This is a genomic window from Candidatus Saccharimonadales bacterium, from assembly GCA_035697325.1.
GTDB lineage: Bacteria > Patescibacteriota > Saccharimonadia > Saccharimonadales > Saccharimonadaceae > JALRBM01.
In genome coordinates this window covers 121,656-135,303 of sequence record DASSDB010000004.1, presented here as the reverse complement: position 1 = coordinate 135,303, position 13,648 = coordinate 121,656, and the positions used below count along the sequence as shown (strand labels likewise).

The following is a 13,648-nucleotide window of genomic DNA, read 5'->3' as shown; positions in this document are numbered from 1 at the left end:
ATCCTCTTGTCTTGTTGCTATCGGTGGGATTCGAACCCACACTCCTCACTTTAAGAATGCCGAAGCATCATAAAGGCGAGTGACTTTGCCTGCCGTCCACGATAACGCGTCTTGTTAAGACATTATACCAGCTGTACGGAGCAAACCTTGCTATTATTGATGAACATACTTCTATAGCTTGATTAAATCGTAAAATGAAATATAATATCCATACAATCAATCTCAATTGATTGTTATTGTCCGTGCCCATCCAAGAATCGAGGAGATTTGAATGACCGAACCGTACGCTTCTTCAGCCACGCCGGCTTCCGAGTTCACTCGCCTGGAGGACGCACCGCGCGTGCACAATGACAGCCTCCCCAGACCGATGCCGCGCCTGGGGAGAGGTGTTCACTGGGGCGACATCGTGGCCGAAATCGAGAGGGACCACCTTGCTCGTTTACGGCACGAGCGGTAAGCGTGATATGGCGGCCACATAGGGGCTACCAAGCGTGAGGACTACCCAGGAAGGTGGTCGGCGGTTGCATACAAGCACCGTGACGATCTTCCCTTCCTGGTAATCCCTGATACAATTACTCATTCACCTAGAATAATAACCGGGAAGCAAAGAAATAGACATAGAGACCAGCGGCGTTCGATTTTTTTACCGCAAAAGAGACTGTAGATCAATCTGTAGTCTCTTTTATAATCTCATAACTGGAGGTGGCAGATGGATGCCAAAACTTTTGAATAATGGTCAAGCACCAGATAATAAAAAATCGATTGATATAATAGTATTGATATAATAGTAAATAATGACTAACTACAATGGAGGAAATATGAATAGAGTTACCTGTGGCATGGCAATGTCAATTGACGGGTTTGTGGCTGGCCCAAACCAGAATTTTGAACACCCTTTTGGTGAGATTCCGGAAAATCTTTTGCATACCTGGATGTTCGACGAAGGCGATAAACACAAAGAAGAGCTTGATCATCTTTTAGATGCCGGCGCGTTTATTATGGGCAGCAACATGTTTGGCCCCAAAGAGAAACGTGACGACCCAGAATGGAAAGGTTGGTGGGGTGATAACCCCCCATATCATGGTCCTGTATTCGTACTGAGTGAAAAAGCGCGTGACCCTATTGAAATGGAGGGTGGTACCACGTTTTACTTTGTGACCGACGGCATTGAAGCCGCTCTTAAGCAAGCCAAAGAAGCCGCAGGTGACCGTAACGTCGCCATCGCCGGAGGTGCAAACACGGTAAATCAATACTTGGCAGCTGGCCTCATTGACGAATTATGGCTCCACGTCGTACCCGTAACTGTTGGAAGCGGCGCCCGTCTCTTCGAAGGTGTACCAGGTCTCAAATTTGAAGTAGAGTCTGTTGGTGGTACGAGCATTGTCTCGCATCTCCACTACAAAGTAGTAAAGTAAAGTAAAGTTTGAACGCTTTATCTGTAATAATTTCATGGCTGAAGTAGAGAGGTGCGAGCCGCCGTGCTACTTCAGCTCTTTTATATCTCTAGCTACCACCGATAGGTCATTGTTTAGTTGGTGACCCCCCTTCTCAATTTCCCGAACAGTCGCCTGTGGCAGCAGTGTTGAGTATAGCGCGAGATGATCAAATGGAACGATTTCGTCGTCGCGCGTATGATATAAAAATAACTTCACTCCATCTGGGAATTTTGTCACTACATTTTGAGGCAACTCCAATTCTTCGTAACCTTCGTATAACCAGCCCTGACCGCCCCAAAAGGGTGCTTCTAGTAAAAAGATTCCTCTAAGCGGTTTGTGGACCTTGACTTGAGTAAGTAACTTGGCAATGTAAGATGCACCTAACGAGTGACCTACCAGAATAACTGGTTCCGAGGCCGCGTCGAGTTCTTTCTGGATTTGTGTTTTCCATGTGTCATATGGCGCATTTACCTCATCGGGCATCTTTGGATAAGTGACTTTAAAGTGTGAACCAAGCTCTTTTTGTAGGCTTTTTGCTAACAGCGAGTCTTCTTCGTAGGCACCTTCACCTACGCCTTGAATAAATAATACTTCGGTAACCATATCTGTAACTGTAGCAATAAATCAAATGATGTCCAATATGGACATCATTCCGACGAATAATTTCATGGCTGGAGAGAAAGAACCTATTCCAAACTTTTGATCAAAAGACAGAGATAGAGGTTCGAGAAGAAATTAAGGAGGTTCGCAACTTATTAAATGCCACTGACGAGGAGAGAGCTATTGCTAACATAAGAAATTCTTAACCTACATTAAAATCCGATCATCTTTAAATGTCAGGTTCAGTATAGAAAACCTAGAAAACGAAACTACATAGAAAAAAATGGGGTATTTACCTCACCCGGTCTTTTTTTAGCGAGATATTTTAAAGCAATAAAACTGTTGAAGTTCCTATTCCCAAAATTCCTGGAAAGACTGGCGGGTTCTGCGCTATACTGGAGAACGTGTCTTGCAGCCGTAAGACACGTTTCGAGTGAGAGGTTGGACATGACCGCAGTCATGGAAGGAACATCCGTCGTGCCCCAGGCGCGGCAGTGGTGCGTCGACAACCGCGACCGGATGGTCGGGTACTTGATCGAGCACTACCCGCACCTGCCGGCCGGCAAGGTCGAGGCCATGATCGACAACCTGTGGGACCGGCTGGTCGCGCGGATCGTCAAGGAACACGGCCTGTCCCAGGCAGACGCCGAGCGGGCGCAGGGCCGCGGTCTGGCCTTCCTGGCCCGGTTCCCGGAGGCCGGAAGCTCCACGTCGCCCGACGAGGAAGAAGACCTCGGCTGGCACAACTTCCAGCTGTACTCCTTCGAGTACGAGGCCGCATGCGAGGTGCTGGCGGGGCGCCGCATCCACCACCTGCCCAACGACGTGCCCGGTTGGCAGCAGGCCTCGGCATCCGACTGCAGGGGCGTCTGCGACGGCTCGAGCTGCTTCGGATGCGACAAACACTAGGCCCGATGCCGCAACAACGGCATTAGCTGCGTCAACAACTGTCGCAGTATGACGGCCTGGGTGGGATCAAGAGTGCTTGGTCGGTGGCGCTATACGAACGCAGCATATGCGTTCGACACCGACCGCTCCACCCTGTCTTGCAATTATTTCCTACGTAGAAAGGAATTCGAGATTCACAACTCCAAGCTCGATTGCTCCATTTTTCACATAATCATTTACTATATTATATATCCGGACAAATGTCCGGTCTTGTCCAGTGGAAGGAACACGGCATGTCCGTGAACACCCACGTCGGTGAGGCGCCGGCCGGCCGCTAGTTGGCCAACAAGCACCTCATCGACGAGCAGCTCTGGTCGCGCCTCGTCGCCCGGATCGTCAAGGACGAGTCCATGGAGCTCTCCCTCGCGGAGCGCATCATGGACCAGGCCTTGGCCTTCCTGGCGCTCTGCGCGCGTGAGCCCCAGGGTCGCTACAGCCCGTCGGAGTTCGTGGACGTCGGCTGGCACACGTTCATCCTCTACACGAAGGCCTACGCGGACTTCTGCCAGAAGGTGGCCGGCCGGTTCATCCACCACAACCCGAGCGACGTGCCCGGTGTCGACTACAGGACGGGCAACATCGCCCGCACCGTGGAGGCTCTGAAGGGCCACGGCTTCGTCGTCGACGAGATGCTGTGGATCGGCCACCGGGTGCCGTGCGACCAGGAGACCTGCAAGTCCTGCAGCAACGAGTGCGACGGCAGCTAGACTCCGGCAAGAAGTGATGGTATCCGCCCTTTCGAGGGTATAGCCGTCACGGTCCTGCCCTCCGTCACGAAGACGGAGGGCAGGACTACGCATCACTTAGATTTTATTTTAGAATGAGAAGACGGTTCGGTCCCCCAAGACTCACACAGCACCCGTAAATCAGAAGTTTGGACGTTCTACCTCTCCTATGAGATTCCAAACCACAAAAACCACCCCTTTTACAGAGGTGGTTTTTGAACAATAATTTCATGGCTGGGGTGGAGGGATTCGAACCCCCGAATGCATGGACCAAAACCATGTGCCTTACCACTTGGCGACACCCCAATAGCTCTGTTAGTATACCATATTTTGATTTTTCTAGGCTAGTCAGCAAGGTGGTGGCGCCGATATTCTCTGATTTTTATCTCTTAAGTAAATAAAAAAGTGACGCGATGAGGCAAATCGCCATAATGAGAAGAAAGCTCAGGATTTTTCGTGTCGGCTAGTTTGCTCAAGGCAATGCCTAAAAATAGCACCATCAATACGCCGCTTACGCACACAAGCAGAAGAGCCTGAAATAGCTGGCGCAGCGGAGGTTGGAGCGAAGCAACTGCGGCGTAAAGTAGCGGTGATAAAAGGATGAGGCAAGATACGTGAAACCCAAGCAATGTTGCCGAATGAATATCCAGATCGTTTATTGTATCTGAAAGCCGGCGGTAGAACTTGACGACAAGTATGGTGAAAAACAAAATGGTGAGGATTATGATAGTCAGGTAAAGAAAGGCGTTACTTGCGTGGATATTTTGCGAAAAGAAGTCGAATAAAAGACTGGCCGCGATGAATGGTAGCGGCACCAAAAGCCCTAGTATAAAGTATAGCCGATAGGGCCTTTTAGCTTTTATGATCCGTTTTTCGGCGATGCTCATTGCTACTAGGTATACTCTTTCGATTCTTTTGGAGTAAGCAACTTGCTCTTGGCAATACTACAACTGTAACGTGTACCGGATTAGCCTTAAATACAGCATCCTGTATAATAAGCTTATGATTGCGCATGAGAAGACTTCGGTTGAGAAAGAATTTCGCGCGTTGGTCGCGGAGCTCTTCGGAGCATTTGCTCTTACTTTTGCCGGAGTTGGAATTGCATCACTTGCCCATGCTCCGGGATCTCGGGTAGATTTTATTGCTCAAGTAATCACCCCCGCCCTCATGGTGATGGCGGTTATTTATTCATTAGGAAGGGTCTCGGGAGCTCATATTAATCCTGCTGTTACTTTTGCTTTTGCCATTCGAAGAGCATTTGAATGGCGACGAGTGCCGGGATATATAATTGTCCAGCTAATAGGTGCTGTTCTCGCGGTTCTCCTGCTTAAGATGTTTTTGAGTAATACGAGTCCTATAGAAGCGCCTCTTCCCGATATTTCACTACCCCTTGCGCTGGGGATGGAGGCGATTTTAACGCTTTTGCTAGTGACTGTCATTATTGGTACGGCTACAGGGAGTAAGATAGTAGGGCCAAATGCGGGCATTGCCGTAGGGGGCACGGTTGCATTATGTTCGGCTCTGGGGGCAACCACAAGCGGAGGGTCGATGAACCCTGCCTTATCATTTGGGGCACTGTTGGTAACAGGTAAGCTAGAAATGTTTTGGATATATCTTGTAGGGCCTATTATTGGTGCCTCTTTGGCCGTGCTTCTCAATTATCTTACGCACGGCAAGCCAACCAAGCACGAACTCACCACGGCAAGTGGTGAGGCTGAGAAAGCCGAGTGACATAAGGAGGTAATGTGGCTAAAAATAAAGAAGAATTATTTACACGCTTTACAAGTACTGTTTCTGCGTGGCTAGGACGGCCTTGGGTATTTGTTTTAGCTCTTAGCGTACTTACACTTTGGGCGGTAACGGGACCGATTTTGGGTTTTTCGGACACCTGGCAACTCATTATCAACACGAGTACGACGATTATTACTTTCTTGATGGTTTTCATTATTCAAAATACGCAAAATCGGGATAACCTAGCGATGAATATCAAACAAGATGCAATCATGAAAAAGCTGGGTATTACAAGTAAAGATCTGATTGATGCCGAGGATGAAAGCGACCAGAAGTTGGAAAAACGCAAGCAAAAAATGCAGAAAAAGGCCTCGAAATCACATAAGTAAATTGGTGTTTTAATTAAAAAGCCCCGCATATTACGGGGCTTTTTAATTCTTGCCTAGCGCCAGAGGGATAGGACCAGGGTCATAATAAGAAGTGCTAGGAGGCTGTCGCCAGCGTGAAGCATGGCGAGCTTTACTGGGGATTTTTCCCACATGACCGAACCGGTAAGCAGTACGACTGGAAAGCCGACCCAAAGGATAAAACTAAGGCCGATGGCACTCGCGGCATCGTGAATGTGCAAATTGCTTACGAGAAAGGCAACGACAAACGTAAGTACGAGAGTGCGGGCAATTTGTACGATACCCTGGAAAGGGCCTGGATGTTTGGCGTTTGCCTCGGCGGCCGCCGCGCCAACTTTACTTACCGATGCCCATTGCTTACTGAAAACAACGTAATAGATCGAACTTGTCACAAATGAAGCGATTACCGCAGCAACGATAGCCCAAAAATTAATATCTTCCATCTATACTCCCTTCTTTACTTTCTTTTGCCAAAGGGCAAGGATCGCCCCAATAATAAGAAGTTTAACAAGCCAGTCTCCCCCATGAATCGCGGCGAGCTCGAAAGGTACTTTATCACTAACGATTGAACCAACGAGCAAAACCGCTGGAAAGCCAAGCCAGAAAAGAAAACTCATCCCTAGGCCTTCTTTTAGCGTAGTGATTCCCATGCGAATAAACGCGTAGGCTATGACGAGTGTCACAACAAGATGTCGCCCGAGGATAACAAGTATCTGCCATCCTGGCATCGCTGTTGCGGCTTGATCGTTAGGGTCGATCCCCCGTAGCTCAAAGTATTGATGTGCAAATGCAGCGTACCAAATAGCACTGGCGATAAATGTTACGAGTATCGCCACCAGTACGGCCCAATAGTTAATTTTTTTCATACATTCCCCTTTAATTTTATGATGTACTGCCATAATATCATTTTAACTTTGATAATGAAAGTTATATTTGCTATACTTAAGGATATTATGAAGCGAGCGAGTAACCGATCAAGATGCCCTATTAATTTCACAACTGAGATATTTGGTGATACGTGGTCATTCTTAATACTCAGAGGTATCCTGACGTACGGCGCAAAAACCTATAGCGATTTCCTAAAGTCAGAGGAACGGATAGGTACTAGTGTGCTTGCCGATAGGCTGGTTCACCTGGAAAAGGCGGGTATTATCTTAAAGTCGATCGATAAAGAAGACGGGCGGAAAGTCGCATATACGCTGACTGAAGCCGGGCTGGGGACAATTCCTATCATCTATGAAATGGCTCTTTGGGGTACAATGACAAGCGAAAACCCCAAGATGCCTCCGGCTTGGTTTGAGGCAATACAATTTGATAGGACGACGGTATTGAAGGCGTGGCGTGAAGCTATTATGTCGGACAGTGCGTTTTTTGTCGGACCAAATAGTGTGGTCAGGCAGCTCGGTTTAAATACGTAACGCCTTTTGTTATACTCCATGATGATGAGTCGTGGAGGTGGGCATGATTGACGAGCATTTTGTGTGGGTGGGCGTAGGTCTGCTTTTTATTGGTGGTGGTTTGTATATTAAAGATATTATCGCAGGCAAAGTTCGACCAAATATCGTTACGTGGTTTTTATGGGGACTTGCGCCATTGATTGCATTTACGGCTCAATTGCAACATGGTATTGGAGCGTCTGCGTGGCTGACATTTGCCGTGGGTTTTTGTCCGGCAGTTATCTTTTTTGTTGCATTAAAGAAAGGATTTGTTCATCTCACAAAACTTGACTATGTGTGTGGCGGAGTCTCGTTGTTGGCGATCTTGGCCTGGCAGCTGACTCAAGATAGTGCCTGGGCGATTATCCTTAGTATTATGGCCGACGGCTTGGCTGCAACACCAACAATTATCAAGTCATTTCGTGATCCTGATTCTGAGAGCCCTACCCTTTTCCTTCTATTCGTTGTGAGCGCTCTGATAACTCTACTTACAATCAAATCGTGGACGCTTGAGAATTCGGCATTTGCGTTGTATATATTTGCCCTTTATATCGCTTTGTTTGTATTGGTGCGATTTCGTGTGGGGTACTATCTTACGCAACGACAGGTGGTGGAAGACTAAAGTTGCTAGGCAGGCGATGCTTTTTATTGTACAATTTACGACATGGCAATTGAGCATCTTCACCTTGATGTCCCTTTTGCAATCGAGAAAGGTCAATCTCCTTTTGAATTAACGGATCAACTACTGGCTCGATATGCTTCGGAGCTTGTCGTTTTAGAGCCGGGCACCTACGACATGACGCCCCGAGATACTCATTACGAGGATCGATTTGGACAAGTAATTCAGGTTGTAGTGACGGATAAAGGCACGGGAACGTGTGGTGCCTTACCTCGGCCTGGGCAGTATCAAACTATGCTCCATCCCGTTCGAGGTGAGGTGCCCGAGCAGCGTCTTATGCATCTTCCCGACACGGTTACACAGACCTGTATCGTGGCAATGCGTAAGGCAAATCAGTATCGGCAAAGGGGATTACCGCACATCTTTGAAATTCTGAGGTGGCGAAGCGATGACGATACTCTGAGCTATATGCCTAGCGCGACTGTTCTGGTGCAAAATCTCGAAGCGGCACGGGAATTGCGACCATATACCGGTCGTCTTCGCCATCGTCCGTTGTTGCCGTAATACCCTTCCCGCCTTCATACAAGAGCTAAAAAAAGCCCGTAGGAGGCGGGCTTTCAATTGTATTTATAATGAGAGCGTGAGGTTGTAGTTTTATGTGCCGACACATTGGCGTATAATTGATGAACACTGCTATAATGCCGTTATGGATATGCTGCGTCGTTTTGGTGGGGGTATGGCGGTTCTTATCGTCTCGTTTTGCTTGTCGCTTTTAGCGCTTTTCGTGGCATTATATATGGTTTTTGACTCTCCCCAGCCACTTAAGCAAGCACTTCGCACGAGCGGTGTGTATGAAACATCGATTCAGAGTAGTCTCCCGGAGGCGAGCGACACCACTCTGCTCGTCTCTGATCCGGGAATTCAGCAGGCATTTGTGGCGGCGTTTCCTCCGGATTTTGCTAAAATTTCTTCGGAACGTGCTATTGATAGCATCTACGCATGGGCACGCGGGCAAACACCAAAACCCGATTTTTCAATTGATTTAACACCAGTTAAACAGAACTTCGCTAGTAATACTGCACAGGATATAGAGCAAAAGCTTGCTGCGCTTCCACTGTGTGCAATGGTGACAGCACCACCTACGTCGGCCGAAGAAGTCCTTAATCTTACGTGCCGCCCCCGAGGTATTTCACTCGACCAAATAGGCCAGATGGTGCGCCAAGAAATTCTTGCCACTAAGCTTTTTTCAGACACCGACACGATTGATACGGCCAGCCTTAAGGATGTAAATGGCCAGCCTCTTAGCGACCAACTTTCATTTGTTCCAGTGGCCCACCGCTACTTCGTTATCTCGCTATATGTTGTACCTGTGCTTCTGCTTCTTGGAACTATTGCTATTATTTTTTGGAGCGTAACAAAACGCGCAGGCGTAAAACGGATGGCATGGCTCCTTGTCGTTATCGGGCTTACGAACATCGTCTTTTCAATCGTTGAAGTGTGGCTCTTGCATGCCGGTGTATCTATTTTTGCGCCAGCCTCGGCTACTCCGGCGGTACAAGATAAATTGCTCATTGCACTCGAAATCCTTGCAACACAGCTTCGTGATTGGTGGCTGGGATTTGGTGTAAGCTATGTAGTACTGGGCGTGATGCTATTGATTATTTTAGCGTTCGTAAGGCCAAGGCCAAAGCTAACTATGGGGCAATCTCCTGCTTCAAATATACAAAACCCGTAAAAAGTTATTGTATATCATACGCGTTTGATCTACTATATGAACGAAACGCACTCCGCGCCAGCGCTCTGCACTCTCATGAAGGGCGTTTTTTAATGCTAAAATAATGAGCCAAAAGAGGGCTGAATCCGTTTTCAAGTGAGACGGTGCCTGTTCTTTATAGGCAAAAAGGAAAAGTATGTCTGTAGAAGCAATGAGTCCTCGTATGAACAATACTCGTGAGAACCGATCGGTTCAGGTATTTGGGGGTGGTGCAAATACAGAGCATTTCGGTAGTGCGCTAAAAGGTTTGCAAGAGATCCGCCCGGTAGAGCTTTTTGAAGTACGCGATATTGACCCCGCTCGTGTGCCCCATGATGTCTTATACCGCTTGGACGAATATGAGGGTCGTGAGCGAGCGGATAGAGCGCTCGGTACAGAGGCGATTTCGGCATATCTTAGCCTCATACCACAAATGCATGTCGACGCGATTAAACAGCACCTGCGAAGAGTGGGAAAAGGATTGCTTGGGTTTGTAGTTGTTCCCAAACCAGCCGTACGCACTATTTCAGAAATGCGAGAAGTTGATGATGCAATTGCTGAGGCTGAAGCCGAGCGAAAGGCTAACGGTATTGATGCCGATACAGACCCTCTTTATGTGCACGAGCATTATGTCGTAAAGGGTGCTTGGAAGGCAATGCGCGAAAAACTCGGTGAAGTAATGGATGTGCTTGGGAGACTGGAATCGGCAGTGGTTACTATTGAAGAGGCCCGAACCGTAGAAGGCGAAGGTCGAGTTGCGGCTTTTGAAGGAGGCGCACTTGAGGATCTTGGGCCACATGTTATTAGTATTGGGCTTGATGTTGAGCAGGCATTCTATGCAAGTAAGCGATATAAAAATGTAGGTAATGCTACGCTAAGTCTCGAGAGATATAAATATGCCGACTCGGTGCTCCCTTCCGAAATTGAAACCGGTTTTATCGTGCACGGAACGACAACAATTATTGATGAGCAGGCTACTATTCCAGAGAGGATGCATTATGAACTTCCTTTTCGGTGGCAAGGCGGAAAAGGCCTTGATGATAAGAAGTGCGTGCGGCTTGACTTTGTTGATCCTGACACGAGTGAACGAAATACCGTTGTGGTTGACTTGCAACGTAATTCGCTTACCATACCAGAGGCTGTTGAGCATTTATTTGAGCAGACACAATTTACCGATAACGGCTATGGAGAAGTTGTAAAGAGTGGACTTAATGGAGATACTCCTGAGGGTAGTTTTCAGGATTGGGACACGGCACGTAAAGTCGTAAAAATTACCGAGCATATTCGACGTCAAGACGAGGTTTCGCCTAAAGTATACGCTCGGAACGGTGCTGTTTCGCTTGATGCACTGCGTAACGTAAATAGATAATAACAAGGGATAGCCCCTCGTGACACCTGGGTGCTCACGAGGGGTTTTGCGCATTAGATCCGCTACCCTTTACTTAGCCGACTGATTGACCCGGATCGACCGTACCTGTTACGACCCCCTGCGATGAAGGCGTGACGGTCGACTGTTCGGTCGTCGTTGCCGGCGGTTTGCGTTTCGTCGTTGTTGGCGCCTCCTCGGTTGTCGTGGGTGTTGGCTTTGCCTTAGCCGGCTCGGCCGTCGTCGGTTGTGGCTTGGGTGCCTCCACCGGTTTTTCTTGCTGAAGCCCGATCACCTTGCCCGCGTTCATGTCGGCCGCGGGAAAATTGACCGTGGGAGTTCCCTTGAGCGCCCCCGCAAAAAAGTACTGACATATTTTCGCGACATCAGCACCCCAAACATCGCCGCCACGCGCACTTGTTGTGCGGTTGTCGGCATAGCCTGCCCAGGCAGAACACACGTATGCGGGAGTGTCGTCGTTCTTCGGATCCACTGCGGAGTAGGCCAGCATCCAGGCGTCGGTGTCGGTAGTACCAGTCTTCCCTGCCAGGGGATGGCCTTGCACTTGAGCGCCGCGTGCGGTACCCTTGGTGAACACACCGGTGAGTACCTGATTCAGAATACCTGCTTGCTTGGCTTGCAGGACACGGTTGGACTGAGTCTCGTTTTCGTAGACGTTCTCCTCGTTGCTGTCATCGATTTTGTCGATGATGTGCGGTTTGTTGTGCACCCCTCCGTTGGCATAGGTGCCACCAATAGAGGCCAACTTCAACGGAGTCAGCGAACTAACACCAAGAGCAAGCGACGGTACTTCATCCAGTTTTGCCGGACTCGTTTTGCCGGGCACAAGGCTGTCGTCGGCGCCCAACTTGTGGGCCAATGCGGCGACACTTGCCGGGCTTATCGGGTAATCGGGGATATCCGAGAGTGCGGCTGGGTTGTCGCAACTCGCCATCTTTCCGCTGATCAACTCGATGTGCACCGGGTTGTTCGAAACTGCCATCGCGTCGGCCAGGCTCAACTTGCAACCGGGTGCAGCTTTCCTGTCGTCGTTGTAGATTTCTGCGCCATTGATCTTGATGTAGGCCGGCGCCGGAAGCACCGACTGCACCGAAATGCCGTGACTGACGGCATCCGCCAGCACCACTGTCTTCATTGTTGAGCCCACCTGCCGATTGGCATAGAGGGCGTAGTTGAAGCCGTCCTTCACGTGGTTTTTGCCGCCGTACATCGCGGCAACAGCACCTGTTCGTGGGTCCAGAATCACCACACCCGCGGAAAGGCCTGTTTTTGGAAGCTTGGCTTGAACAGCCTCGGCAACCAAGTTTTGGAGATTGCTGTCGATCGAGGTGTGGATGGCGAGGCCACCACGAGCAAGTAGCGCCTTGCTGGCACTCTCACCCTGAGCAGTAGCCTCACTGTCACTCATACCGTCGTTTTTCAGAACCTGAATCTGCCAGGCGGTCAGCCAGTCCTTTACGTAGTCCAGAAGATACGGGTCGGTATCTGCCGAGCTACCACTGGCGTTCACGGTATCGGTAACCTTCAAGGGCAAAAGTTGCTTCGCCTTGTCAATTACTGCCTGGGGAACCATGTCCTTCTGATCGACGCCTTCAACCTTGCGGAGTCCATCCAGGACGTATCGTATCCTGTCATTCAGGGCGTCGATATTGACGAGGTTTGACGGCTTATCCTTTGAGGCGGCAAAAAACTCTTGCCGCTGAACAAGCGCAGCAAGAAATGCGGCGCGTGCCACCTGCAACGGGTCATTGATATCCTTGAGCTCGGTAGCGGAGATGCCAAACCAGGTCTTGGCAGCATCTTCGACACCGAACGTTCCTCGTCCGTATGGAATCGTATTCACATACTTCACGAGGACTTGATCGGGGGTGTACTGGTCCATCAGCTTGTACGCGTAGATGATCTCCTTGCTCTTGCGACCAAGGCTCTTCTCTCGCGTCAAAAAAGCGTTCTTGATGTATTGCTGGGCGATCGTCGATCCACCCGCGGATCCCAGGCTCGTGACAACCGAGAACGCCATGCGCGGCCAAGAAACAGCACCGTGAGTATAAAACCCGCGGTCCTCGGCCGCCATGTGTGCCTGTTTTACGAGGCTCGACACTTCCTCGTCTTTGAGCTGGGTTCCCCCGCTGGCTCGGATGTGGCCCAGGACCTTGTTGTCCTTTGCATACACCACCGAGTCTTTGCCGGTATTGGGAGGCGAAGTGATGTCGACTTGCGAGTACTCGTATCCGACGTAGATTCCGCCTGCGATCAGTCCGAGAAGGATGATCAGGGCTATGGCTTGCTTCATCTCTCTAGGGGATCCCTTCGAGGTTTGCTTGTTAAGGTAGCATGACTAATGCGCCTCGCTACTATATCATATTTTTGACATAAAGTTTAATACATAACACCTAATTACAAGGAAAGAACCCCGCCTAATACTTCAGGTGGGGCGTTGCTTTTTTAAGTGTTATCTCTTTCTTTCGGGAGGCAGAGCGTACATATCGGTCTCGCCCAGAACTCATCGTAGGAAGTATCGTAGGCTTCGTAGGTCTGAGGACTGATGCCCGCCCAAAGGCTATATAAAAGCAATAGAATGTAAAAAGATCATCTAGGTATAGTAC

16 protein-coding genes and 2 tRNA genes are annotated in these 13,648 nt (G+C 49.2%); 10 read left to right on the top strand and 8 right to left on the bottom strand.

Translation table 11 applies throughout. The annotated features are described in order from the left end of the window. Positions 1 to 15: 15 nt before the first annotated feature. Both VFH06_04570 and VFH06_04565 read right to left on the bottom strand, forming a co-directional pair. Positions 16 to 106: transfer RNA gene (locus VFH06_04570), tRNA-OTHER, on the bottom strand. A 333-nt stretch (positions 107 to 439) separates the two neighbouring features. Then, entirely contained in the window at positions 440 to 580 is a 141-nt protein-coding gene (locus VFH06_04565; GenBank protein HET6747350.1) for a hypothetical protein, read from the bottom strand. A 238-nt stretch (positions 581 to 818) separates the two neighbouring features. Here VFH06_04565 and VFH06_04560 point away from each other — a divergent pair, with 238 nt between their 5' ends. Continuing rightward, a complete protein-coding gene (locus VFH06_04560) occupies positions 819 to 1,415 on the top strand; it encodes a dihydrofolate reductase family protein (protein HET6747349.1) in 597 nt (198 codons plus the stop codon). Positions 1,416 to 1,481: 66 nt separating this feature from the next. Here the strand turns inward: VFH06_04560 and VFH06_04555 are convergent, their stop codons facing one another. Next, complete coding sequence (locus tag VFH06_04555; GenBank protein HET6747348.1) at positions 1,482 to 2,039, bottom strand: alpha/beta hydrolase; 558 nt, start codon at positions 2,037 to 2,039, stop codon at positions 1,482 to 1,484. 444 nt (positions 2,040 to 2,483) lie between these two features. Here VFH06_04555 and VFH06_04550 point away from each other — a divergent pair, with 444 nt between their 5' ends. Both VFH06_04550 and VFH06_04545 read left to right on the top strand, forming a co-directional pair. Beyond that, the gene (locus VFH06_04550) at positions 2,484 to 2,945 is read left to right on the top strand and encodes a hypothetical protein (GenBank protein HET6747347.1); all 462 of its coding nucleotides are present in this window, start codon (positions 2,484 to 2,486) and stop codon (positions 2,943 to 2,945) included. Between the two features lie 317 nt (positions 2,946 to 3,262). After that, on the top strand, positions 3,263 to 3,691 hold the full coding sequence (locus VFH06_04545) for a hypothetical protein (protein HET6747346.1): 429 nt from the start codon (positions 3,263 to 3,265) through the stop codon (positions 3,689 to 3,691). Positions 3,692 to 3,940: 249 nt separating this feature from the next. Here VFH06_04545 and VFH06_04540 read toward each other — a convergent pair. Beyond that, positions 3,941 to 4,015 (bottom strand) — tRNA-Gln (locus tag VFH06_04540). Between the two features lie 83 nt (positions 4,016 to 4,098). Beyond that, positions 4,099 to 4,596, bottom strand: coding sequence for a hypothetical protein (locus tag VFH06_04535; protein HET6747345.1), 498 nt, complete (start codon positions 4,594 to 4,596; stop codon positions 4,099 to 4,101). Between the two features lie 115 nt (positions 4,597 to 4,711). Here VFH06_04535 and VFH06_04530 point away from each other — a divergent pair, with 115 nt between their 5' ends. Both VFH06_04530 and VFH06_04525 read left to right on the top strand, forming a co-directional pair. After that, on the top strand, positions 4,712 to 5,440 hold the full coding sequence (locus VFH06_04530; protein HET6747344.1) for an aquaporin: 729 nt from the start codon (positions 4,712 to 4,714) through the stop codon (positions 5,438 to 5,440). A gap of 14 nt (positions 5,441 to 5,454) precedes the next feature. Further along, a complete protein-coding gene (locus VFH06_04525; protein ID HET6747343.1) occupies positions 5,455 to 5,829 on the top strand; it encodes a low affinity iron permease family protein in 375 nt (124 codons plus the stop codon). Between the two features lie 53 nt (positions 5,830 to 5,882). Here VFH06_04525 and VFH06_04520 read toward each other — a convergent pair whose 3' ends face one another. Next, positions 5,883 to 6,290, bottom strand: coding sequence for a DUF1761 domain-containing protein (locus VFH06_04520; GenBank protein HET6747342.1), 408 nt, complete (start codon positions 6,288 to 6,290; stop codon positions 5,883 to 5,885). After that, complete coding sequence (locus tag VFH06_04515) at positions 6,291 to 6,713, bottom strand: DUF1761 domain-containing protein (GenBank protein ID HET6747341.1); 423 nt, start codon at positions 6,711 to 6,713, stop codon at positions 6,291 to 6,293. Between the two features lie 87 nt (positions 6,714 to 6,800). Between VFH06_04515 and VFH06_04510 the strand changes: the two genes are divergently transcribed. From VFH06_04510 to VFH06_04490, 5 genes are all read left to right on the top strand, one after another. Then, a complete protein-coding gene (locus VFH06_04510) occupies positions 6,801 to 7,265 on the top strand; it encodes a helix-turn-helix domain-containing protein (protein ID HET6747340.1) in 465 nt (154 codons plus the stop codon). Positions 7,266 to 7,308: 43 nt separating this feature from the next. Next, on the top strand, positions 7,309 to 7,905 hold the full coding sequence (locus VFH06_04505; protein HET6747339.1) for a hypothetical protein: 597 nt from the start codon (positions 7,309 to 7,311) through the stop codon (positions 7,903 to 7,905). A gap of 42 nt (positions 7,906 to 7,947) precedes the next feature. After that, on the top strand, positions 7,948 to 8,466 hold the full coding sequence (locus VFH06_04500; protein ID HET6747338.1) for a hypothetical protein: 519 nt from the start codon (positions 7,948 to 7,950) through the stop codon (positions 8,464 to 8,466). 142 nt (positions 8,467 to 8,608) lie between these two features. After that, positions 8,609 to 9,637, top strand: a complete 1,029-nt coding sequence (locus VFH06_04495; GenBank protein HET6747337.1) for a hypothetical protein — start codon at positions 8,609 to 8,611, stop codon at positions 9,635 to 9,637. A gap of 175 nt (positions 9,638 to 9,812) precedes the next feature. Next, entirely contained in the window at positions 9,813 to 11,024 is a 1,212-nt protein-coding gene (locus VFH06_04490) for a hypothetical protein (protein ID HET6747336.1), read from the top strand. Positions 11,025 to 11,097: 73 nt separating this feature from the next. Here the strand turns inward: VFH06_04490 and VFH06_04485 are convergent, their stop codons facing one another. Beyond that, positions 11,098 to 13,335, bottom strand: coding sequence for a transglycosylase domain-containing protein (locus tag VFH06_04485; protein ID HET6747335.1), 2,238 nt, complete (start codon positions 13,333 to 13,335; stop codon positions 11,098 to 11,100). Positions 13,336 to 13,648: the final 313 nt, after the last annotated feature.

What these genes read in the sequence shown, in the direction of transcription:
- VFH06_04565 (HET6747350.1), bottom strand. Translation starts at nt 580, where the DNA reads ATGAGTAATTGTATCAGGGATTACCAGGAAGGGAAGATCGTCACGGTG.
- VFH06_04560 (HET6747349.1), top strand. Translation starts at nt 819, where the DNA reads ATGAATAGAGTTACCTGTGGCATGGCAATGTCAATTGACGGGTTTGTG.
- VFH06_04555 (HET6747348.1), bottom strand. Translation starts at nt 2,039, where the DNA reads ATGGTTACCGAAGTATTATTTATTCAAGGCGTAGGTGAAGGTGCCTAC.
- VFH06_04550 (HET6747347.1), top strand. Translation starts at nt 2,484, where the DNA reads ATGACCGCAGTCATGGAAGGAACATCCGTCGTGCCCCAGGCGCGGCAG.
- VFH06_04535 (HET6747345.1), bottom strand. Translation starts at nt 4,596, where the DNA reads ATGAGCATCGCCGAAAAACGGATCATAAAAGCTAAAAGGCCCTATCGG.
- VFH06_04530 (HET6747344.1), top strand. Translation starts at nt 4,712, where the DNA reads ATGATTGCGCATGAGAAGACTTCGGTTGAGAAAGAATTTCGCGCGTTG.
- VFH06_04520 (HET6747342.1), bottom strand. Translation starts at nt 6,290, where the DNA reads ATGGAAGATATTAATTTTTGGGCTATCGTTGCTGCGGTAATCGCTTCA.
- VFH06_04515 (HET6747341.1), bottom strand. Translation starts at nt 6,713, where the DNA reads ATGAAAAAAATTAACTATTGGGCCGTACTGGTGGCGATACTCGTAACA.
- VFH06_04510 (HET6747340.1), top strand. Translation starts at nt 6,801, where the DNA reads ATGAAGCGAGCGAGTAACCGATCAAGATGCCCTATTAATTTCACAACT.
- VFH06_04505 (HET6747339.1), top strand. Translation starts at nt 7,309, where the DNA reads ATGATTGACGAGCATTTTGTGTGGGTGGGCGTAGGTCTGCTTTTTATT.
- VFH06_04500 (HET6747338.1), top strand. Translation starts at nt 7,948, where the DNA reads ATGGCAATTGAGCATCTTCACCTTGATGTCCCTTTTGCAATCGAGAAA.
- VFH06_04495 (HET6747337.1), top strand. Translation starts at nt 8,609, where the DNA reads ATGGATATGCTGCGTCGTTTTGGTGGGGGTATGGCGGTTCTTATCGTC.
- VFH06_04490 (HET6747336.1), top strand. Translation starts at nt 9,813, where the DNA reads ATGTCTGTAGAAGCAATGAGTCCTCGTATGAACAATACTCGTGAGAAC.
- VFH06_04485 (HET6747335.1), bottom strand. Translation starts at nt 13,335, where the DNA reads ATGAAGCAAGCCATAGCCCTGATCATCCTTCTCGGACTGATCGCAGGC.